Origin of the sequence: Martelella endophytica (assembly GCF_000960975.1) — a bacterium.
GTDB lineage: Bacteria > Pseudomonadota > Alphaproteobacteria > Rhizobiales > Rhizobiaceae > Martelella > Martelella endophytica.
On the sequence record NZ_CP010803.1, the window covers coordinates 4,077,855 to 4,098,871 of the forward strand.

Below are 21,017 nucleotides of genomic sequence, written 5' to 3' on the forward strand. Positions count from 1 at the left end.
CGGCAGAGCGCGGCCCGGACGCTCCGCTCAATCATGATCTGTCGTCGATAAGGCGTGCGTTGCGCTGACCTGTGAGGAAGGTCCAGATCCACTGAACGCTGACAAGCAGGCGCTTCTCGAAGTTCACCAGCAGATAGACATGCACGATCGCCCATAGCCACCACGCAAGCCGACCCGTCAGCTTGAATCGGCCGGACTGGAACACCGCCGCGTTGCGGCCGATGACGGCGGTGATGCCGCGATTGCGGAAGCGGAACGGTGCATCATCATGTCGGCCCTCGGCCGAAAGTCGCAGCTTTCTTCCAAGATATTGACCCTGCTGCTTGGCAACCTGCGCCAGCGCCGGAAACGGCCCACCTTCGCCCTGAACAGACGCCGCATCGCCCAGAACGTAGATATCCTCGAAGCCAATGGCGCCAAGATCGGGCGCGACCGCCACCCGGCCACCGCGCTGCGGCTCCACGCCAAGCCATTCCGCCACCGGCGTTGCCCTGACGCCCGCGCCCCAGATGACGCAAGCCGTCGGGATTTTCTCACCGCCCGCAGTAACCTCTTCAGCAGCGATAGCCTCAACCGGTGTGTTGACGCGGACATCCACGCCCCGCGCCTCAAGCCGCCTCAGCGCATACTGCGCCAGCTTCTCATCGAATCCCGAAAGAATGCCCGGCCCGGCTTCCAGCAGGATGATGTTCAGCTCCTTAGGGGCGATGTTCCTGAAATCGCGCTGCAGCAGAAAAACGCCCAGTTCGGCGATGGCGCCAGCCAGCTCGACTCCGGTCGGGCCTCCGCCGACGATCACGAAGGTCAAAAGCTTGCGGCGCTCTTCCGGATCGAGCGTCAGTTCGGCACGCTCAAAGGCGAGAAGCAGCGTCTCGCGCACCTGCCGGGCATCGCGGTTGGTCTTGAGGCCGGGGGCATGTTGCTTCCATTCGTCATGGCCGAGATAGTTGTCGACGGAGCCGGTTGCGATCACCAGCGTGTCGTATTCCACCGGCGCTCCGTCACGCGTCAGCACCGCCTTACGCTGCGCATCGATGCCGACGACTTCGGCCATGACCACATCGATATTGCGCTTTTTCCCGAGCGTTCGCCGCAGCGGCTCGGAAATATCGGCGGGCGACAGGATGGCCGTCGCGATCTGATAGAGCAAAGGCTGAAACAGATTGTGGTTACGCTTGTCGATCAGTGACACATCGACCGGCGCGCCGCCAAGCTTCGAGGCACAGGCCAACCCGCCAAAGCCACCGCCGACAATGACAATGCGATGTCCGCCGACCTGTGGCAGATCTAGACCGACCGTCTCGGCAGAACCTGCAATGCTTGTGTCTTCGCTGATTGCGGTCATGGGCAATGCTCCTTGTCTGTCGGGGAAAACGATCTCGGTTGCCCATCGAACCTGATCAGGCAGCAAATGTTCCGCGACGGAGAAAAGTTCAGGAACAAATCCCAAGCCTCGATGTTCGACGGCAGCGATGACGTTGCTGGACTTGCATGGCCAGCACCAGAAGCCGGAACCGAACGGGCATGCCGGTGTGAATGAAAGAAGTTGCTCCCGCGGGGCAACGCCGATCAAGGGGACCGGCGTGGCACAGATTTTCACCGCTTCAGCGGATGCGAAGCTTCGGCTTTTCGCCGGAGCGGTCGCGCTCGCCATCCTGATGGCGGGTGCCCTGTGGTGGTCGGCGGCCAGTTCCAGCTATCGCACCGGCGTCGACTGGGTCAGCGAACAGCCTGTGCCCTTCAGCCATCAACACCATGCCGGCGAACTCGGCATCGACTGTCGCTATTGCCACGACACGGTCGAGACGAGCGCGAAAGCCGGCCTGCCGCCGACCGAGACCTGCATGACCTGCCATTCGCAGATCTGGACCGATGCGCCGATGCTGGCTCCGGTGCGCAAGAGCCTCGCCACGGGAGAACCGCTTGAGTGGAACCGCGTCGCGCGGGTTCCCGACTATGTCTATTTCGATCACTCGATCCATGTGGCCACCGGCGTGCCTTGCAAGACCTGCCACGGACGGGTGGACCTGATGCCGCTGATGAAACAGGCAAAGCCGTTCGAGATGGGCTGGTGCCTCGATTGTCATCGCGATCCCGCCCCCGAACTGCGCCCCCCAAGCGAAGTCACCCGCATGGACTGGTCGGGCTTTGACGACGATCTCGCGGCGCATCGCGATTACGGCGCGCTCGTCGTCGAGGCACGCGGGATCGAGCCGGACCGTCTCGACGACTGCAATGTCTGTCACCGATGAAGGAGGGCACGTGACGCAAGGATCCGATATCTTCCGCAAGCATCTCGACGGCCGTTCGGGCAAGGCGCTCTGGCGCGGGTTGGAGCAGCTTTCCGCGACAGACGAATTCAACGCTTTCCTGACGTCGGAATTCCCGGCGCTTCAGGCCATCGGCGACGGCATCACCCGCCGCGGGCTGTTGAAGACCATGGCCGCTTCCTTCGCCCTTGCTGGCCTTACGGGCCGCGAGGCCCGCGCCGACGAGGATGCGCTGCCCTATGTGCGCGCCGCCGCAAACAGCGAAGAGCCGGTGCTCTATGCGACCGCCACGCGTCTTTCCGGCTATGCGCTTCCAGTGCTCGGCCAGACGGTCGCGGGACGGCCGGTGAAGCTCGAGGGCAATCCCGATCATCCGGCCACCGGCGGCGCCACCGATGTCTTCCTGCAGGCAGCCCTCCTCGGCCTCTACGACCCCGACCGGTCGCAGGCACCCAGGGAATTCGGCGATCCGGCGAGTTGGGCTTCCTTCGACGCCTTTCTGGCGGAAAAACGCGCGACCCTCGACCCGACCGCGGGCGCGGGGCTCAGCATACTCACCGGTCAGATCACCTCCCCCACAATGATCCGTCAGCTGGAGACGCTGCTTGCCCGCTGGCCGCTGGCGCGCTGGCACATCACAGAGCCGGTCAACGAGGACAATCGCATTCTCGGCGCCGAGGCGGCCTTCGGCCGGGCACTGATGCCGCAGCCGGATTTCAGCCGCGCAGAAACCATCGTCTCGTTCTCGGATGATTTTCTGGGCCCCGGCCCGCGCCAATCGGTCAACGCCCGGCAATGGAGCCAACGGCGCAAGGCCTTTCGCGTCGGCGACGGCGAGAGCCGCATTCTTGTGGCCGAGGCAAGCCCGAGCCTTACCGGCGCCCGCGCCGACGAGCGGCTGATCGCCGCCGAACAGCGGATGCCGGCCCTGCTGTCGGCACTTGCGGCACGGCTTGGCGTCGTCGATGAGGCGCCGGAACTGATTGAAAGCGAAAGCCGCTGGGTCGACGACGCCGTGTTGAAGGTCGAAGCCCGGCCGGAACGCGCGCTGGTAACGGTCGGGGCGCATCACGCGCCGGCGCTGCATGCGCTTGCCTACCGGATCAACCAGCATCTCGGCGCAATCGGCGAGACGCTCGCCTTCACCGAACCCATCGTCGTAACGCCGGCTGGCCAGCGCGATCTCGACAGCCTGATCGATGACATGGACGCGGGCACGGTCTCGACCTTGATCGTGCTCGACTGCAACCCCGCCTATGCCGGGCCGCCCGCTTTCGCCGAGGCGATGGCCAGGGTCGAAACGTCGCTTCATGCCGGGCTCTACTACGATGAAACAGCCGCGCTCTGTCGCTGGCACCTGCCGATCCCCCACGATCTTGAAAGCTGGAGCGATGCGCGCGCGGCCGACGGCACGGCGAGCGTCCTGCAGCCGCTGGTGCAGCCCTTCTATGCCGTCCGCTCGCCGCATACGCTTCTTGCCAACCTGATGGGCGAAGCCGAGACGGATGCCCGCGCGATGGTGATGGCGACTTGGCGGGAACGGCTTGCGGGCGACTTCGACGCGCAATGGAATGAAGCCCTGTTTGCCGGTTTCGTTGACGGCACGGCGGCCCCGACGATTGCACCAACTGAAGCCGCGGGCGGGCCATTGGCGATGCCGGCCACAGAAAACGCCGCGCTCACACTGCTCATCCAGCCGGACCCGTCGGTCTGGGATGGCCGTTTCGGCAATAATGGCTGGCTTCAGGAAACGCCGAAGCCGATGACCAAGCTGACATGGGGCAATCCGATCCTCATCAGCCCAGCACTTGCTGAACATAAAGGCCTCGCCGCCGGCGACGTCATCCGGCTCCGCCATGGCGAGAGAACGGCGGAAGGCCCGGTCTGGATCCTGCCCGGCCAGCAGGCCGAAACGCTCATTCTCGCCCTCGGCTATGGCCACCGAAGCTTCGGCACGCTCGCCGATGGTCTGGGCACCAATGCCTATCCGCTGGCGGCGGGCGGCACCATGCTGAGCGGGATCACACTGGAGAAAACGGGCGTGCGCGAAAAGCTCGCCTCGACCCAGCTTCACCAGGCAATGGAGGGGCATGATTTCGTCAGGACCGTCACCGCCGAGGCATCGCGTCAGAGGGCCGCAAAGCACGAAGAAAAGCCGGTAAGCTTCTATCCGGAAAAGCCAAAAACCAGCCCGGCCTGGGGCATGTCGATCGATCTTGATGCCTGCATCGGCTGCAATGCCTGCGTCGTGGGCTGCAATGCGGAGAACAATATTCCGGTCGTCGGCAAGGACCTTGTGGCCGAGGGGCGTGAGATGCACTGGCTGCGCATCGACCGCTACTACGAAGGCCCGCCGGAGGCGCCGCTTTCCTATTTCCAGCCCGTGCCCTGCATGCATTGCGAGGATGCGCCCTGCGAGATGGGCTGTCCGGTCAATGCCACCGTCCACAGTTCCGACGGGCTTAACGTGCAGGTCTATAACCGCTGCATCGGCACCCGCACCTGCGCCTCCTACTGCCCCTACAAGGTGCGCCGCTTCAACTGGTTCGACTATACCGGCGACGACCCCGAACAGGTCCGCGCCATGCGCAATCCGCAGGTCACCGTCCGCTCGCGCGGCGTCATGGAGAAGTGCACCTACTGCGTCCAGCGGATCGAGACCGCGCGCATCGACGCCGATCGCGAAAATCGGTCGCTTCGCGATGGCGAGGTGGTTACGGCCTGCCAGCAGGCCTGCCCGACACGGGCGATCAGCTTCGGCGATATCGCCGATCCGGACACCGAGGTCAGCCGACGCAAGGCCGAGGCGCGCGACTACCTGCTGCTGGAAGAGGTCAACACCAAGCCGCGCACGTCCTTTCTCGCGCGGGTGGAGGGGTGATGACGGAGGCAAGGCCACTTTCTGCCGAACGGATCGACGTCGTCACCGACCTGCCGCTCGGCTTTCCGGCACCACGGACGTGGGCGCTCTGCTTCGCCTTCGCGCTGCTGCTGCTCCTCTGCTTCGCCGTCGCCGTCACGGTGCTGTTCTGGCGCGGCGTCGGCGTGTTTGGCAACAATATCCCGGTCGCCTGGGGCTTTCCGATCGTCAACTACATCTGGTTCCTCGGCATCGGCCATGCCGGAACGCTGATCTCTGCGCTGCTGCTTTTGACCGGCGTCGGAAAGCGCAATGCGCTTAACCGCTTTGCCGAGACGATGACGCTCTTTGCCGTCATCTGTGCCGGCCTCTATCCGATCCTCCATCTCGGCCGGCCGTGGCTGTTTTACTGGACGGCCCCCTATCCGAACACGATGAGCATCTGGCCGCAGTTCAAGAGCCCGCTCGCCTGGGATTTCTTCGCCGTGCTGACCTATCTCGTGGCCTCCGCCGCCTTCTGGTATGTCGGCGCGATCCCCGATTTCGCCCGTCTGCGCGACCGGGCAAAGGGCCGCCTCGGGCAGGTCTGCTACGGGCTCGCCGCCCTTGGCTGGCGCGGCTCGATGCGGCACTGGCGGCGCTGGGAACAGGCCTATCGGCTCTGCGCCGGGCTTGCCGTCACGATGGTGTTCATCATCACCGCGGCCTATTCGCTGCTGCTCGGTGGCGGCCCGATCCCCGGCTGGAACTCGTCGATCTTTCCGCCCTATTTCCTCTGCGGCGCGGTATTTTCAGGCTTTGCGGTGGTGGCGGTGATCATGGCGGTGCTGCGCCGCGCCTTCCGGCTCGATGACATTCTCACCGATGCCCATAGCGACCTGATCGGCAAGCTGCTGCTCGCGGTCGGGCTGATGACGGCATACGGCTACCTCGCCGATATCTTCAACGCGCTCTATTCCGGCGAACAATCGGAACTCGAAACGCTGCATGACCGGATTTCCGGCGCCTATGCCTGGAGTTTCTGGGGCGCGGTCATCTGCAATTTCGTGCCGTTGCAGCTGCTCTGGCTGCGGCGCGTGCGGCGAAACAGCCTGCTGCTTGCCGCCATCGGCGTTTCGGTCGCCGCCGGCATGTGGATGGAGCGCTACATGCTGATCGTTACCGGGCTTTACCGCGATCATCTCGTCTCCTCCTGGGGCATGTTTCAGGCAAGCCTCTGGGACTGGGCGCTGTTTGCCGGCATGATCGGCGTCTTCCTGGCGCCGTTCCTGCTGTTCGTCCGCCTGCTGCCGATCGTCTCCGGCTTCGAGCTGAAAAAGGCGTCAGAGGAGGCCCGCCATGCCCGCTGACCGCTCCGAGACGCATTATCACGCCGCAGCCGCCGGCTTCGCCGGACCAGAGGGGCTTGCTTCCCATCTCGCAACATTGCGGCAGCGCGGCTACCGCAAGCTGGACGTTCTCGGCCCTTATTTCTCCAGGGAGATCGCCGATGGGCTCGACGCCGGCAACAACCGCGTTACCTGGATCACGCTCGCCGGCGGGCTTTTCGGCGCGCTCGCCGGGCTCGGCGTGCAGATTTATGCAAATTATGCCTATCCGCTGAATATCGGCGGGCGGCCCGTGTTCGCCTGGCAACCGCTGCCGATCATCACGCTGGAAGTCGCGGTGATGTCGGCCATCGTCTTCGCTGTGATCGGCACGCTTCTGTCCTGCCGGCTGCCGAAGCTGCATCACCCCGACTTCGAAATCCCGGATTTTTCCACGAGCGACCGCTTCTACATCCTCGTCCACGCAACGGACGAGCAATTCGATACCGCTCGAACTCTGGATGACCTGAAGAACCTCGGCGCAGAAACCGTCGCCCTGGTGCCGCTGCCGGAGGCGCCATCATGACCCTGCAGCCCTTGCCCCTTCTCGCCTGCCTTCTCATCCTTGCCGCCTGTGACGGCATGGACCACCAGCCGCGCTATGACGATTATGAGGAAAGCTCGCTCTTCTCCGATGGCAAGGCGCTCCAGCATCCGCCGCAGGGCACCGTCTCGCGCAGCGCCCCGGCCCAAACCGCCGCGCTTCAGACCCGCCCGCCGATGGACCGGGCGTTGCTGGAGCGGGGGCAGGAGCGCTACGCGATCTTCTGCGTGCCGTGTCACGATCCCGCCGGCTACGGCCATGGCCGCATCCCCTCGCGCGGCTTTCCCGCCCCGCCGAGCTTCCATTCCGAACGTCTGCGCAACGTCGATCCGCGTCATATCGTGGATGTCATCACCGAAGGCTATGGCGTGATGTATTCCTATGCCGGCCGCGTGCCGCCACGCGACCGATGGGCAATCGCGGCCTATGTCAAGGCGCTGCAGCTCAGCCAGGATGCGCCGGAGCGGCTGCTATCGGCGGAAGACCGGCAAAAGCTTGCGGAGGCGCGGCCATGACCCTTCGACCAACCGCTCCGTTGATCCGCCTGATTGCCGGCCTGCTGCTGTTGGCGGTCGCCGGATTGCTGATCGCCGACCGGCCGGAACCAGGCCTCGCCGGCCTGCTGACGGCCAGCGTTTTCGCGAGCGCCATCCCGATCGGCGCTGCCTTCCTGCTGCTCGGCATGGCGCTCACTGGCGGGCGCTGGCAGCGCGAGTTCGCCGGGGCGACGGACGGTCTCGCCCGGCTTGCGCCGATCTTCGTCGCCTTTCTGCCGCTGCTACTGTTCTCGCCAGCGCTCTATGGCTGGCAGGGGATGGAGCGCGACTCCACGTTCCGTGCTCTGTTTCTCAACGAATGGTCCTATGCGCTCGTAACGATCGGCCTCCTGCTGGCACTGCTGATCGCGCCATGGTGCGCGACGCGCTCCCGCGCCACAGCGGCCGTTGCCCTCATCCTGTTCGTCATCCTGCAGGGGCTGGCGACAAGTCTGTGGCTGATGCCGCTCGCGCCGGGCTATTTTTCCTCCGGCTTCGCGCTCTATGTGCTGTCGCTCCAGGTCAGTATCGCGCTCTGCCTGCTCGTGCTTTCAGCCCCTGCAGCGCGCACGCCGCTCTCCGGCACGCTGCTGCTGGTCGCCGTGCTGTTCTGGCTCTATTTCGCCTACATCCAGTATTTCGTGTCCTGGAACGTCAATTCCGCCGCGGGGCTCGAATGGTTCGAACCGCGCAGCGCGGGGCTCTGGCGCTATGTCGAATACCTGCTGGCAGCAAGCGGCGCAGTGCCCGCAGCGCTGCTGCTCTTCCCCCCGATCCGCCAGTCGCGACGCTGGGCGGTGGCGCTCGCCGCCATCATCCTCGCCGGCAAGATAGTCGAATGCCTCTGGCTTGCACTTCCCGGCCGCGGCGGCCTTGCCGTAGCATTCCTTTCCGGCGCGGGCCTGATGCTCGCGGCAAGCGCCGGGTTTCGCCTGCCACGGGAGGCCGGGCCATGAGCGAGAACAATAAAGGCGCCAAGTATGAACAGCGCGATGTCTCCGTCCGCATGGTCCTTTATGCCGGCGCCATCCTCGTGGTCTTCGTGGCCGTGTCGCTGGCCTTCGTCGCTTTCCTCACCGGCCTTTTCAGCGTGCCGGATCGCGAACCGACGCCCGTCCGGACCGCCGAAAGGCCCGTCGCCGGCCCACGGCTGGAAGTCTATCCGAAGGCCGATCTTGACGCGCTGAACGCAAACAACCGACGCCTTGTCGAAACCTACGGCCGCAGCGAGGACGGCCGCATCCGCATTCCCGCCGCTCGCGCCATCGACATCCTCGCCGACCGCGGCTGGCCGAACGATACCAATGGAGATGGCCGATGACGAAGCTCCCGTTCCTGGCATTGCTCCTCGCGCTTCTAGCCGTTCCAGCACTCGCCGCCCGCGACGCCAATTTCGACCCGTTCGGGCTTGCGGGCATTGACGAGCGGCCGGACGCCGAGATCCCCCTCGATCTGCCTTTCCGGAACGCCGACGGCGAGACGGTGACGCTCGCCGAACTTGCCGACGGAAAGCCGATCGTGCTGGTCCCGGTTCTGCACGACTGCCCGAACATCTGCGGCGTGACGCTGTCGGGCGTCATGCAGGCGATCCGGGCGCAGGAATTCAAGCCGGGCGAGGATTTCACCATGATCGCCTTCGGCATCGATCCGGCCGAAGGGCCGGAGGTTGCCCGCGCCGATCTCGCAGTGCTGCAAAAATCCTTCCCGGACATCGATATGACCGGCGTTTACGCGACGACCGGCACGAAGGAGAACATCCGCGCGGTCACCGATGCGCTCGGCTATCGCTATGCCTATGACGAGCGCATCAGCCAGTACGCCCATGTCGCCGCCACCGCCTTCCTGACCCGCGACGGCCATTTGAGCCGCTGGATCTATGGCCTCACGCCGCAGCCGACCGACATGAAGCTGGCGCTGACGGAGGCCGGCGAAGGCAGGATTGGCGACTGGGGCGACCAGATCCTGCTGCTCTGCTACCACTATGACCCCGTCACCGGCCGCTATGGCTCGCTGGTGCAATCCATGCTGAGGATCGGCGGCGGACTGACGGCGCTCGCGGGCGGCGGACTGATCGCGGTGGCGCTGGTGCGCGAGCGCCGGAAGCGGAAGGAGGCAGCGGAATGAGCGATTTCATCGCGCTCTGGCCACAATCCGCCTCCGCCTATAGCGGCCGGATCGACCTTTTGATGTGGGTGTTCACGGCGCTCGTCGTGGCGCTCTCGGCGCCGGTCTTCATCCTGATCGCCTATTATGCCTGGAAATACCGTGCCGGCCGCAAGGCGGACCGCAGCGACCGGGTCAACCGCAACACTTTGCTGGAGATCTCCTGGGCGCTGATCCCTTTCATCCTGATCGTCATCCTTTTCGTCTGGTCGACGCGGATGTTCTTCACCGTCCATCAGCCGCCGCCGGATGCGATGGAGATCAACGTCGTCGCCAAGCAGTGGATGTGGAAATTCGAGCATGCCGGCGGCCAGCGCGAGATCGACGAACTGCATGTCCCGGTCGGCGAGCCCGTGCGCCTGTCGATGGCCTCGCAGGATGTGATCCACAGCCTCTACATTCCGGCGCTGCGGCTGAAGCAGGATGTGGTTCCCGGCCGCTATACCTCGCTCTGGTTCACAGCCGATAAGCCCGGCACCTACCACCTCACCTGCGCGGAATTCTGCGGCGCCGACCATTCGGAGATGACCGGCCGTTTCATCGTCATGGAAAAACCCGCCTTCGCCGCCTGGCTGGAACAGGCGGGAACCGATGCGTCGCTGGCGGCGGAGGGCGAAAAACTCTTCCGCAGCAATGGTTGCAGCGGTTGCCACGGCCCCGCCGCCACCGTGAAGGCGCCCGATCTCGAAGGGCTTTACGGCAGCCCGGTTCCGCTTGCCGACGGCAGCATGGTGACGGCCGATGACCAGTATATCCGCGACAGCATCCTGTTGCCGCAATCCGAGATCGCCGCCGGCTATCCGCCGATCATGCCGACATTCAAGAACGTGCTGAGCGAGGACGAGGTGATGAAGCTCGTCGCCTATATCAAGTCGCTCGCCACGACGGAGGACACGCCGTGACCGCCAACCCGCCAAGCTATCTCAATGCCGGCCATACCATCCGCTCCTGGCTGCTGACGACCGATCACAAGCGCATCGCCGTTCTCTATCTGGTTTCGGTGACCTTCTTCTTCCTGGTCGGCGGGGCAGCCGCCGGGCTGGTGCGCGCCGACCTTTTGACGCCCGAAGGCGATTTGCTGACCAATGAGGGCTATAACCGCGCCTTCACGCTGCACGGCGTCATCATGGTCTGGTTCTTCCTGATCCCGTCAATCCCCAATGTCTTTGGCAATTTCCTGATCCCGCTGATGATCGGGGCGCGCGATCTCGCCTTTCCCAGGCTGAACCTTCTGAGCTGGTACATCTATATCCTCGGCGGCCTGTTCACGTTGATCGTGCTGCTTGTCGGCGGCGTCGATACCGGCTGGACCTTCTATACGCCGTTGTCATCGATGTTCTCGAACGGCAATGTCGTGCTGGTTGCCGCCGCCGTGTTCATCGTCGGCTTTTCGTCGATCTTGACCGGCCTCAACTTCATCGTCACCATCCACAGGCTGCGCGCGCCCGGCATGGGCTGGGGACGCATGCCGCTGTTCGTCTGGTCACACTACGCCACCTCGATCATCCTGGTGCTGGCAACGCCGGTGCTGTCGATCACGCTGGTGCTGATTGCGGCCGAACGGCTGTTCGGCCTCGGCATCTTCGATCCGTCACTCGGCGGCGATCCGCTGCTGTTCCAGCATCTCTTCTGGTTCTACAGCCACCCGGCGGTCTACATCATGGTGCTGCCGGCGCTCGGCGTTATCAGCGAACTTGTGGCCGCCGCCGCCCGCAAGCCGGTCTTCGGCTACAGCTTCGTCGCCGGCTCATCGATTGCGATCGCGATCATCGGCTTCTTCGTCTGGGGCCACCACATGTTCGTCTCCGGTCAGTCGATGTATGCAAGCGCGGTGTTCTCGTTTCTGAGCCTCGCCGTCGCTGTTCCCTCCGGCATCAAGGTCTACAACTGGACGGCGACGCTCTACAAAGGCAATATCCTGCTCGATCCGCCCTTCCTGTTCGCCATGTCCTTCATCGGGCTCTTCGTCGTCGGCGGGCTGACGGGGCTGGCGCTGGCGATGCTCTCCATCGACGTGCATGTCCACGACACCTATTTCGTCGTCGCCCACTTCCACTACATCATGGTCGGCGGCACGATCTCGGCCTATTTCGGCGCGCTGCATTTCTGGTGGCCGAAGATGTTTGGGAGGATGTACCCGCTCACCTGGGGCCGGATCACCGCGGCCACGATCTTCTTCGGCTTCAACCTGACATTTTTTCCGCAGTTCATCCTCGGTTTTCTCGGCATGCCGCGGCGCTACCACGTCTATGCGCCGGAGTTCCAGACGCTGCATGTCCTCTCGTCCGCAGGCTCCACCCTGCTCGGCTTAGCCTACCTGCTGCCCTTCGTCTATCTCGGCTATTCGCTCGTCGCTGGCAAGCGCGCGAGCGCCAATCCCTGGGGCGCGACCGGGCTCGAATGGACGGTACCCTCGCCGCCGCCGAAGCATAATTTCGTCGAGATACCGACCGTCACCGGCAGGCCCTACGATTATCCGGTCGACAAGGAGGACAGAAGATGACCGAGGATCTGCCGCGCCTGAAGGAGCCCTACAGCACGCGCGGGCAGCAGCGCGAGGCCGACATGCTCGGCGTGTACCTGTTTCTCGCAAGCGAGATCATGCTGTTCGGCGGCCTGTTCGCCGTGATCTTTATCGCCCATTTCCTCCACCCGGAAGAATTTGTCGCGGCATCGAAGAAGATGCATGTGGCGATCGGTACCGCCAACACGATGATCCTGTTGACATCGAGTGCTCTGGTGGCGATCGCGGTAAAGGCGGCGCGTGCCGGCCATGCCCGGCCGGTCTGGCGCTGCCTTGCGCTTTCGGCACTGCTCGGCGTCGCCTTCCTCGGCCTCAAGGCCTATGAATACTGGAGCGAATATCAGGATGGCCTGCTGCCTTTGCCGGGCGCCCGAACCGATTTCACCTCTCCCCGCGAGCATCTGTTCATGAACATCTACCTGATCGCAACCTCGCTCCATGCACTGCATCTGACGATCGGCATCGTGGTGCTGAGCCTGTTCGCATGGCTCGTCCGTTCCCGACGCGTGAAGCTCCCGGCAGGCGCCACGGCCACCGAGACGGCGGCGACCTACTGGCATCTGGTCGACATCATCTGGATCTTCCTGTTTCCCGTCCTCTACCTCGCGCGGTGATCGCTATGCGCCAATATCTGCAGACCTCCGTTATCTGGCTGCTCCTCGCCCTCCTGCTGGGCCTGACGGTGCTGGCAAGCCATGTGCTCACCGGCCCCGTCAGCCTGTTCGCAGGCCTGTTCATCGCGGCGATGAAGGCGGGACTTGTCCTCTGGTTCTTCATGGGCATGCGCCACGAGACGCCGATGATCCGCCTATTCGGCACAGGAGCGCTGTTCTGGCTTGCAGCACTGCTTCTACTCAGCTTCATCGACTATCTGTCGCGGGGTGCCGTCTGACGGGAAGGGCCTGCTTGAAACAAAATACGCCGAAAGGTGTTCGGTCACTAAACAGCTTGTTCAATCGAACCTCGCCCGCAGCAAACAGAAAGGAACGATCCCGTGCCTGTCTGGATCCATATTCTCTCCATTCTTTCGCTGATCGTCGCGATCGCCTGTGCCTTCATCATCGCGCTCGACCTAAACCGTCATCCGCAGCACATGTGGATCATGAACCTCGTCTGGCCGCTGGTGGCGCTTTTCGGTTCCGTGGCCGCGCTCTGGGCTTATTTCCGCTATGGCCGGCTCGCAACAGCCGCCGCGCACCACGAGGCGATGGAGCACGGCCGAAAGCCACCGAGCCAGACCGAGACGCCATTTTCGGCCATGGTCGGCAAGGGAGCGGCCCATTGCGGCAGCGGCTGCGCGCTGGGCGACCTGATAGCCGAATGGCTGGCCTTCTTCGTGCCGGCGGTAGCCGTCTGGTTCGGCTGGCAGACGATCTTTGCGGAGAAGATGTTCGCCGTCTGGGTGCTGGACTATTTCTTCGCCTTCTCGCTCGGCGTCGTGTTCCAGTATTTCACGATCAAGCCGATGCGCGGCCTGTCTGTCGGCCAAGGCATCATCCAGGCGATCAAGGCCGACTTCCTGTCGTTGACGGCCTGGCAGGTCGGCATGTACGGCTTCATGGCCTTCGCCCAGTTCTTCCTCTTCCGCCACCTCCTCGGCATCAAGCTGGAGGTCCCGACCGTCGAGTTCTGGTTCATGATGCAGATCGCCATGTGGGCCGGCTTCGCCACCGCCTATCCGGTCAACTGGTGGCTGCTTTCGAGAGGCATCAAGGAGAAGATGTGATCGCAAGGCCCGAAGCTTTTTTGCACGATCAGGGCTGGCGCGATATGAACGGCCAATGGCCCTGACGAATCCTTGGCCCGACCAGCGCGACAGGAACCCGCATGACGCTCACTCCAAGAACCTTCCTGACTGTCGGCGTAAGCGCCTCGGCGCGGGATATTGCCGCCGTGGAGCGCTTCTTTCGGGGCCTGCCGCAAGACCATGATATGGCATTTGTGCTCCTGATCCACCACCACAAGGAAGCGGGAGACCTGGTCGAGACCCTGCGCAGCCTGACGTCGATGCGGGTGATGAAGGCAGAGGATGGCCAGCAGCTGGAGAAGCACAACGTCTATCTCGCCACTGAAGATACCTCGCTTTCGATCCGGGACGGCGCCTTCTGCCAGCTGCCGCCCTCGGAGACCTCCGACCTGCGCCCCGCCGATACGCTGTTGAGTTCCATCGCAAAGGACCAGGGCGATCATGCCGCCGCGGTGATCCTCTCGGTCCCGGATGGCATGCTCGGCGCCAAGGCGATCAAGGAACAGGGCGGCCTCACTCTCGCGCAGACGAGTGATACTTCATCGGCAAAATCAGGGTTCTTCCGCAACGCGCTGCGCGAAAGCGTGATCGACATCACTGACGATGCCGCGAGCATGGGCCAGCGGCTCGCCGACTACGCCCGCGGGTTTGTCCTGCTCGCCGATCTCGAACGCGACGACGATCACATCGACCGCATTCTCGATGCCGCTCGCCTGTCGATATGTTCGGTGCTGAAGGAACATACCGGACACGACTTTTCGGGCTACAAGACCAAGACCTTCCTGCGCCGCGTCCGTCGCCGCATGCAGCTGAAGAATATCGAAAAGATCGATGACTATCTCGATTTCTTTCAGAAGGAAAAGGAGGAGGTCGACGCCTTCTATCGCGACCTGCTGATCAATGTCACGAGCTTCTTCCGTGATGCCAGGGCGTTTGAGATCCTCGCAAGCGACGTCCTGCCGCGCATCTTCAAGAGCAAGGGCGCTTCCGACAGCGTCCGCATTTGGGTGCCGGGATGCGCGACCGGCGAGGAGGTCTATTCGATCGCCATTCTGGTGCGGGAATACCTGAACGCGCATGACGGGCCGAAGCCGCGCATCCAGATCTTTGCAACCGATATCGATGAGGACGCGCTGACGATCGCGCGGGCCGGCCGCTATCCGGAAATCCTGCTCGAGGGCGTATCCGCGGAACGCCGGCGCCGGTTCTTCAACCGTGACGGCAACACCTATGTGGTCAAGAACGACATCCGCGAACTGTGTATCTTTTCGCCGCACAGCGTCATCCAGGACCCGCCCTATTCACGCATGGAGCTTGTGTCCTGCCGCAACCTGCTGATCTATTTCGGCCCGGAGCTACAGAACCGGGTGATCCCGACCTTCCATTATGCGCTCAAGCCTACCGGCTATCTGTTTCTCGGTACATCCGAAAGCGTCGGCCGCCACAGCGATCTCTTCACGCCGGTGGACAAGCGCAACCGCATCTATCAGGCAAGCCCCTACGCCAACCCGACCAGCCATCTGCGCCATTTCTTCGGCGAAACGCCTGGCGTGACGCGCAATATCAGCGGACGCGGAGAGAGCCGTCGCTCGTCGAGCTTCGCGCTGACGACAAATGTCGAAAAGCAGGTGCTGGAACACTTCTCCCCGCCCCATGTCGTCACCGACAAAGATGGCGACATCGTCTACTATTCCGCCCGCACCGGACAGTTCCTCGAGGCCCAGCAGGGCCTGCCCAACCGCCAATTGCTGGCGATGGCGAAATACGGTCTGCGGCTTGAGCTGAGGGCCGCCTTCGCAGAGGCGGTAGCCCGCGGCGAAAGGGTTGTTCGTGAAAACGTCGCATTCGAGCAGGCCGGAGACCGCGCGAAGATCGTGCGGATCACCGTCGAGCCCCTAAGTCACGAAAAGGACGTCGCCGACCCGCTCTATCTGGTGCTTTTCGAGACGACCGGCACCAAGCCCGAACTTTCCGACCGGCAAACGCCGCCGCCCGGTGCCGACGCGATCGCGGGACTGGAGCGCGAACTCCAGGAAACGCGCGAGCGCATGCACTCAACCATCGAGGAATACGAGACGGCGCTTGAGGAGTTGAAGTCCTCCTACGAAGAACTGATGTCGGTGAACGAGGAGGCGCAATCGACGAACGAGGAGCTCGAAGCCTCCAAGGAGGAAATGCAGTCGCTGAACGAGGAACTGGGCACGATCAATGCTGAGCTCAACAGCAAGATTGAGGAGCTCGGCCAGGTCAACAACGACCTGAAACACCTCTTCGCCAGCACCGAGATCGCCACGATCTTTCTCGACAAAAGCCTTGTCGTTCGGAATTTCACGCCTGCGGCGAGCGTTCATTTCAACCTCAGAAGCCACGACGTCGGCAGGCCCCTCACCGAGCTGTCGAGCACGCTCGATTATCCCGACCTCGCAGACGACCTCGCGACGGTTCTGAGAACGGAAACCGGGCTTGAAAGACATATCCCGCAGGATGGCGGCGCGCGGACCTATCTCGCCCGCATCCTGCCGTACCGCACTGCCGACGGCACAACCGACGGCGCCGTGTTCACACTCACCGACATCACCAATCTCAAGGAAGCGGAAGCGCATCAACAGGTGCTGATCTCCGAGCTCAATCACCGGGTCAAGAACATGCTGGCGGTTGTCTCGGCCGTGGCCGACCAGATGCTCGATTCCTCTTCGTCCATGGAGCAGTACCACAGAGCACTGATCGGACGGCTCGATGCCATGTCGCGCGCCTATGTGCTGCTGTCGCGCGAGCAATGGCGCCAGGCCTCGATCCGCCAGATTCTGACGGCCGGACTTGAACCCATCAGCCTGCCACGGATCATCCTAGACGGCCCGGAGCTGAAAGTCGCGCCGGAAACCAGCCTGGCGCTTGGCATGGTGGTTCACGAGTTGGCGACGAATGCGGCCAAATACGGCGCACTCAGCACCAACGACGGCACGGTCGAAATCTCCTGGCTGGTCGGCGACGGCCAATTCCAGATGAACTGGCACGAAAAATGCGAGGTTTCGATCGACCCGCCCGAAAGCCATGGCTTCGGCAGCAGCCTCATCAAGGGCGAGATCTCGTACCGCCTCGGCGGGACCTTCGAGACCGAATATGCCCCCTCTGGGCTGATCGCCACGATCCGCATACCGTTCGAAAAGCTGAATGCCGCTGAGGAATAGGGCCTTCAGGCCGATCTTGCACAGGGGGGTATCTTTTGCCGGACAATGCGCCTATGCTCTTCGCCAAGGTTGCAACATCTATCCATGCCGGACAAGCACTTGCGAAACCCGCGAGCATGCATCCAAGGGAACAGCAACCGTTCCCGCGCGTGCTGTCCAGGAAGCCGGCCACTCCATCGAGACACCTGCTTTTTAGGAAAGTTCAGTCGCGAATGCGTTTGGATCACCGACCGTTTTCGGCTGGTGAGCCCTGCGTCGTGCATACTGACATTCACCGAATTGGAGACCTCAGATGCAATACCAACCGGAAATGCCGGACCAGGATATCCAGGACCTCGATGACCATGCCCTGCAGGGAAACCTGGGCAGGCTGCGCGGATCGCGGATCCTGATCGTGGAGGACGAATACCTGATCGCCCGAAACCTTTCCCGCACCTTCGAAAAGGTCGGAGCCCGCGTTCTGGGTCCCGTTGCCTCAATCGCGCAGGCGATCCCGCATCTCGGCAAGGCCGATGCCGCCGTCCTCGACATCAACCTCGACGGCACGCCGGTGTTTCCGCTGGCGGATATCCTGCACCAGAACCACACGCCCTTCGTGTTCTTCTCCGGATGCGCCGAGATCGTCATCCCAGATCGCTTCCGCTTCATCAGTGCGCTACCGAAACCGAACGGCATCCGCGAGATCATCGCCTCTCTCGTTTCGACCTATGATCGCCCGGGAACGGACAGTACCCGCGATGAAGGCGAGGACGTAACGGCACTCGTGCCAAGCCTGCGGCTCGCGGCGCGTCTATTGATCACCGACGATGCGGCCGCCGACAGGCTCGTCGAACGGACGCTCGAGCACGCGATCACCCATGTGGACGACAAGCCCGCCGATGCCTCACGCCTCGAATGGCTGCTTTCGGCGCTCGAGGACATGCGCCTGAACGACGGCCGGAGCGTTTTGAACTAGGCCCCGCCCGGTCCCGCCGATGCCTTGGTGACGGGCACTTGGCGTTCGACCCAGATCTTCTGGACGAGCACGAAGGCGACGACCGTCAGCGGTGCGCTTAGCAGAAGGCCACCGACACCGAGCAGCGCGCCGAAAGCCAGAACTGCGAAAATCATCACACCCGGTGGAATATGCACCGACCGTTTCTGGATCAGCGGCGCGATCAGCACGCCTTCTGCCTGCTGGATCACCAGATAAAGCAAGACCACCCAGACGGCATCCCAGATGCCGCCGGTCAGCGCCACGGCGATGGCCGGAACGGCGCTGGCGATCGGTCCGATATAGGGCACGATCTCGAGAACGCCGGCAATCAGCCCAAGCGCGAAGGCAGATGAGATGCCGAGGCTGACGAGCCCCGCCGTGGTCAACACGCCGATGATCACCATCGCCACGAGCTGGCCGGCAAACCAGTGAAAAAGCGCATTCGAAAGCGCCGAAAGCAGATCGTCGACCCTGGCCCGCGCGCGCATCGGCGCCAGAGCCAAGAGACCGCGCCGATAGACCGCCGGATCCACCGCGAAGTAGATCCCGCCCGCGACCATCAGCAGGGTTCCGGCCGCCGCGGAAACAAGACCTGTCGAAAAGCCCGTGATGTTGCCGACCATTGCGCTGTCCCCGATGAGAGATTGTGCGTGGGCGCCGATCCAGTCTTCCAGTTCACCGAGGTCGATATAGTCGCTGACGTCCGACATCGTCTGCGGCAGTTCACCAGCAAGCCGCGTCATTTCGGATGCAATGCGAGCGCCGAGGAAAAAGAAAAAACCCGAGAGCGACAGAGCAAAGATCAGCACCGTGGCGATCAGGCACAGCCGGTATCCGATGCCGGAGCGCTTGCTCAGCATCGCGGCGGAGCGGACAAGCACCAGCGCGATCAGGCTCGCCCCCAGCACCATCAGAAGCAGATTGGCGAGTTTCCAAGCGACAAGCGCGAGCAACCCAAGCGCCACAACGGCTACGATATTCGGCAGCAGCAGGCCACGCCTGGTGCGGTCATCGTTTGTTGATGTCGTGATAAGCGTCTCCCTGAAACCTCGTTCGCCCGCCTAATCCGATCCGGCACGATATGTTCCAGGACCGCATCAACGGATTGCCCGGAACAAACATGCCACCATCACGATTAGGCAACACGTGTCGCAACAGAGGTTCCAAACCATGACATCATTGCCTATCCACGCAACGCCAGACCACCGCACCGTGGTCTTCAAAACGGTGAACAATGCCACGGTGACGGTCACCTTTCCGCAGCCGGTCGAAAACCCGGAATATTCCGCCCGCTCAGTGATCACCCGGTTGGGGGATTCCATAACGAGAAGCGAGCTCGAGGCCGAGCAGGAAAGCGCGCTAGAGGAAGGACTGGAAGACAGTTTTCCGGCGAGCGATCCCGTTTCCGCCAGCATCACCACGGTACTTCCCAAGGGGCATAACGGCGAAAGCTGATTGACCGCACCGGGCCGGGAACATTTCCCTGAACGTCCTGTTAGGGCTGGTCAATACGCCAACAAGGGAGAGGCATCCATGGCTGAGAAAACACTCAACGACCTGTTCTACGAAACGCTGCGCGACATTTATTATGCGGAGCGCAAGATCGTGAAAGCCCTGCCGCGCATGGCCCATGCAGCCAATGATGACAAGCTGAAGCAGGCCTTCGGTCACCATCGCGAAGAGACCGAGGATCACATCAGCCGCCTGGAGGACATTTTCGAAATCCTCGAAAAGCCGGCGCGCGGTCGCACCTGCGACGCGATCAACGGCATCCTCGATGAAGGCGACGAAGTGATGCAGATGTTCAAGGGCACAGCCGCCCTCGATGCCGGCCTTGTTGCCGCGGCGCAGGCCGTCGAACATTACGAGATCGCCCGCTATGGCACGCTGAAGACCTGGGCCAAGCGCCTCGGCCATGATGACGTGCAGGCGCTGCTCGAGCAGACGCTTTCGGAAGAAGGCAACGCTGACAGCAAGCTGACAGAGATCGCCGAAACGGCAGCCAATGCCGAGGCGGAAAAGAAGGTCGCCTAAGCGCGGCCGGGAGTGGGTGCGCCACTTCGAAGCCCGTCGCTTGCGAGCGGCGGGCTTTTCTTTGTGTGCGGAAATAATAAGCAAGAGCGTAGAGGCAGGCAACAACTCGGCTAGCCTGCCCCTCACCTGACTATCGATCGTTGTTGTTCAGCTGCGATGCCGGGGAATCGAAATTGCCCTCGGGCCTGACCCGCAAGTTGTTCTGAACATGGGAGACGCCGGAGACGCTGTCGGCGCAGTCTTCGGCACGGCGCTTCTGCCGCCGGCCAATGACGTAGCCGTCAAGCGTCACTTCGCCATTTTCGACGGAGACGGAGATGTCGCTTGCGTCCAGTGTCGGTTCGTCGGTCAGGCGGTCGTGCACATCCTCGTTGATACGATCGTCGGAGCGTTTGTAGCCGCGCGGCCCCTTGCCGCTATGGTCGGCCTCGCGGCGCTGCTCGGCATCGTCATCGCCGAACCAGGACTGAACCTCGTCACTGGCCTTGTCCCAGAAATCTCGGTCATCGCGACCTCGGCCGCGCCTGCGGTTATCGCCGCCGCCGTAATATCGGTCCGAACGGGTACGGGCCGGCGGATAAAGTCCGGGAAAGACCGGATAACCGAATTCGTCGTAATCGGAATAATAGCGATCCTCGTCATAGCGTGGATTGCCTTCTCGGCCGCGACGATCGCCATAGCCGAGATCGTCGGTCTGCCAGTCCTCGTGCGCCGGGCGGCCGCGCCATGGGCGCGACGGCATGTTCCGCTCGCGATCGCGCATCTGTCTGAATCTGTCGTCTGCCATTTTTCTACTCCCTGTTTCCTC

General features: G+C 63.0%; 20 protein-coding genes. 17 read left to right on the top strand and 3 right to left on the bottom strand.

The features are described from left to right. Nucleotides 1-31: 31 nt before the first annotated feature. Entirely contained in the window at nt 32-1,345 is a 1,314-nt protein-coding gene (locus TM49_RS18855; RefSeq protein WP_244464757.1) for an NAD(P)/FAD-dependent oxidoreductase, read from the bottom strand. A 238-nt stretch (nt 1,346-1,583) separates the two neighbouring features. Here TM49_RS18855 and TM49_RS18860 point away from each other — a divergent pair, with 238 nt between their 5' ends. The 15 genes from TM49_RS18860 (at nt 1,584) to TM49_RS18930 (ending at nt 18,154) form a co-directional block, all read left to right on the top strand. Then, a complete protein-coding gene (locus tag TM49_RS18860; protein ID WP_045685506.1) occupies nt 1,584-2,252 on the top strand; it encodes a cytochrome c3 family protein in 669 nt (222 codons plus the stop codon). 10 nt (nt 2,253-2,262) lie between these two features. Continuing rightward, complete coding sequence (locus TM49_RS18865; RefSeq protein WP_045685508.1) at nt 2,263-5,151, top strand: TAT-variant-translocated molybdopterin oxidoreductase; 2,889 nt, start codon at nt 2,263-2,265, stop codon at nt 5,149-5,151. Continuing rightward, the gene (gene nrfD, locus TM49_RS18870; protein WP_045683522.1) at nt 5,151-6,479 is read left to right on the top strand and encodes an NrfD/PsrC family molybdoenzyme membrane anchor subunit; all 1,329 of its coding nucleotides are present in this window, start codon (nt 5,151-5,153) and stop codon (nt 6,477-6,479) included. Before TM49_RS18865 ends, nrfD begins: the two co-directional genes overlap by 1 nt. After that, on the top strand, nt 6,469-7,023 hold the full coding sequence (locus tag TM49_RS18875; RefSeq protein WP_052699940.1) for a DUF3341 domain-containing protein: 555 nt from the start codon (nt 6,469-6,471) through the stop codon (nt 7,021-7,023). Before nrfD ends, TM49_RS18875 begins: the two co-directional genes overlap by 11 nt. Further along, nucleotides 7,020-7,556 (top strand): c-type cytochrome, encoded by a 537-nt coding sequence (locus TM49_RS18880; protein WP_045683524.1) that lies wholly within the window; start codon nt 7,020-7,022, stop codon nt 7,554-7,556. The genes TM49_RS18875 and TM49_RS18880 overlap by 4 nt, the downstream gene beginning before the upstream one ends. Next, the gene (locus TM49_RS18885) at nt 7,553-8,533 is read left to right on the top strand and encodes a hypothetical protein (RefSeq protein ID WP_144409614.1); all 981 of its coding nucleotides are present in this window, start codon (nt 7,553-7,555) and stop codon (nt 8,531-8,533) included. Before TM49_RS18880 ends, TM49_RS18885 begins: the two co-directional genes overlap by 4 nt. Then, entirely contained in the window at nt 8,530-8,898 is a 369-nt protein-coding gene (locus TM49_RS18890; RefSeq protein WP_045683527.1) for a hypothetical protein, read from the top strand. The genes TM49_RS18885 and TM49_RS18890 overlap by 4 nt, the downstream gene beginning before the upstream one ends. Then, the gene (locus tag TM49_RS18895; RefSeq protein ID WP_045683529.1) at nt 8,895-9,701 is read left to right on the top strand and encodes an SCO family protein; all 807 of its coding nucleotides are present in this window, start codon (nt 8,895-8,897) and stop codon (nt 9,699-9,701) included. The genes TM49_RS18890 and TM49_RS18895 overlap by 4 nt, the downstream gene beginning before the upstream one ends. Next, nucleotides 9,698-10,642, top strand: coding sequence for a cytochrome c oxidase subunit II (gene coxB / locus TM49_RS18900; protein WP_045683531.1), 945 nt, complete (start codon nt 9,698-9,700; stop codon nt 10,640-10,642). The genes TM49_RS18895 and coxB overlap by 4 nt, the downstream gene beginning before the upstream one ends. Then, nucleotides 10,639-12,243 carry a cytochrome c oxidase subunit I gene (locus TM49_RS18905; RefSeq protein WP_045683533.1) on the top strand — a complete coding sequence of 535 codons (1,605 nt, stop codon included), beginning with the start codon at nt 10,639-10,641 and terminating at the stop codon, nt 12,241-12,243. Before coxB ends, TM49_RS18905 begins: the two co-directional genes overlap by 4 nt. Continuing rightward, nucleotides 12,240-12,878 (top strand): cytochrome c oxidase subunit 3, encoded by a 639-nt coding sequence (locus TM49_RS18910; protein ID WP_045683535.1) that lies wholly within the window; start codon nt 12,240-12,242, stop codon nt 12,876-12,878. The genes TM49_RS18905 and TM49_RS18910 overlap by 4 nt, the downstream gene beginning before the upstream one ends. 5 nt (nt 12,879-12,883) lie before the next feature. Beyond that, nucleotides 12,884-13,156 carry a cytochrome C oxidase subunit IV family protein gene (locus tag TM49_RS18915; protein ID WP_045683536.1) on the top strand — a complete coding sequence of 91 codons (273 nt, stop codon included), beginning with the start codon at nt 12,884-12,886 and terminating at the stop codon, nt 13,154-13,156. Nucleotides 13,157-13,258: 102 nt separating this feature from the next. After that, complete coding sequence (locus tag TM49_RS18920; RefSeq protein WP_045683538.1) at nt 13,259-13,990, top strand: DUF4396 domain-containing protein; 732 nt, start codon at nt 13,259-13,261, stop codon at nt 13,988-13,990. Between the two features lie 101 nt (nt 13,991-14,091). Further along, the gene (locus tag TM49_RS18925; protein WP_045683539.1) at nt 14,092-17,199 is read left to right on the top strand and encodes a CheR family methyltransferase; all 3,108 of its coding nucleotides are present in this window, start codon (nt 14,092-14,094) and stop codon (nt 17,197-17,199) included. Between the two features lie 292 nt (nt 17,200-17,491). Beyond that, nucleotides 17,492-18,154, top strand: a complete 663-nt coding sequence (locus TM49_RS18930) for a response regulator (RefSeq protein ID WP_144409615.1) — start codon at nt 17,492-17,494, stop codon at nt 18,152-18,154. Here TM49_RS18930 and TM49_RS18935 read toward each other — a convergent pair. Then, nucleotides 18,151-19,140, bottom strand: a complete 990-nt coding sequence (locus TM49_RS18935; protein ID WP_342021299.1) for an AI-2E family transporter — start codon at nt 19,138-19,140, stop codon at nt 18,151-18,153. The two genes, TM49_RS18930 and TM49_RS18935, sit on opposite strands and share 4 nt — an antisense overlap. A 205-nt stretch (nt 19,141-19,345) precedes the next feature. On the opposite strand from TM49_RS18935, the gene TM49_RS18940 reads away from it, so the two are divergent. Both TM49_RS18940 and TM49_RS18945 read left to right on the top strand, forming a co-directional pair. Continuing rightward, complete coding sequence (locus TM49_RS18940) at nt 19,346-19,630, top strand: hypothetical protein (RefSeq protein ID WP_144409616.1); 285 nt, start codon at nt 19,346-19,348, stop codon at nt 19,628-19,630. 78 nt (nt 19,631-19,708) lie between these two features. Beyond that, a complete protein-coding gene (locus tag TM49_RS18945; RefSeq protein ID WP_045683547.1) occupies nt 19,709-20,209 on the top strand; it encodes a YciE/YciF ferroxidase family protein in 501 nt (166 codons plus the stop codon). A 130-nt stretch (nt 20,210-20,339) separates the two neighbouring features. On the opposite strand, the gene TM49_RS23190 is transcribed toward TM49_RS18945, so the two are convergent. Further along, on the bottom strand, nt 20,340-20,972 hold the full coding sequence (locus TM49_RS23190) for a BON domain-containing protein (protein ID WP_425283296.1): 633 nt from the start codon (nt 20,970-20,972) through the stop codon (nt 20,340-20,342). Nucleotides 20,973-21,017: the final 45 nt, after the last annotated feature.

Coding starts and splice junctions, on each gene's coding strand:
- TM49_RS18855 (WP_244464757.1), bottom strand. CDS start 1,345: ATGACCGCAATCAGCGAAGACACAAGCATTGCAGGTTCTGCCGAGACG.
- nrfD (WP_045683522.1), top strand. CDS start 5,151: ATGACGGAGGCAAGGCCACTTTCTGCCGAACGGATCGACGTCGTCACC.
- TM49_RS18875 (WP_052699940.1), top strand. CDS start 6,469: ATGCCCGCTGACCGCTCCGAGACGCATTATCACGCCGCAGCCGCCGGC.
- TM49_RS18880 (WP_045683524.1), top strand. CDS start 7,020: ATGACCCTGCAGCCCTTGCCCCTTCTCGCCTGCCTTCTCATCCTTGCC.
- TM49_RS18885 (WP_144409614.1), top strand. CDS start 7,553: ATGACCCTTCGACCAACCGCTCCGTTGATCCGCCTGATTGCCGGCCTG.
- TM49_RS18890 (WP_045683527.1), top strand. CDS start 8,530: ATGAGCGAGAACAATAAAGGCGCCAAGTATGAACAGCGCGATGTCTCC.
- TM49_RS18895 (WP_045683529.1), top strand. CDS start 8,895: ATGACGAAGCTCCCGTTCCTGGCATTGCTCCTCGCGCTTCTAGCCGTT.
- coxB (WP_045683531.1), top strand. CDS start 9,698: ATGAGCGATTTCATCGCGCTCTGGCCACAATCCGCCTCCGCCTATAGC.
- TM49_RS18910 (WP_045683535.1), top strand. CDS start 12,240: ATGACCGAGGATCTGCCGCGCCTGAAGGAGCCCTACAGCACGCGCGGG.
- TM49_RS18915 (WP_045683536.1), top strand. CDS start 12,884: ATGCGCCAATATCTGCAGACCTCCGTTATCTGGCTGCTCCTCGCCCTC.
- TM49_RS18925 (WP_045683539.1), top strand. CDS start 14,092: ATGACGCTCACTCCAAGAACCTTCCTGACTGTCGGCGTAAGCGCCTCG.
- TM49_RS18930 (WP_144409615.1), top strand. CDS start 17,492: ATGCAATACCAACCGGAAATGCCGGACCAGGATATCCAGGACCTCGAT.
- TM49_RS18940 (WP_144409616.1), top strand. CDS start 19,346: ATGACATCATTGCCTATCCACGCAACGCCAGACCACCGCACCGTGGTC.
- TM49_RS18945 (WP_045683547.1), top strand. CDS start 19,709: ATGGCTGAGAAAACACTCAACGACCTGTTCTACGAAACGCTGCGCGAC.
- TM49_RS23190 (WP_425283296.1), bottom strand. CDS start 20,972: ATGCGCGATCGCGAGCGGAACATGCCGTCGCGCCCATGGCGCGGCCGC.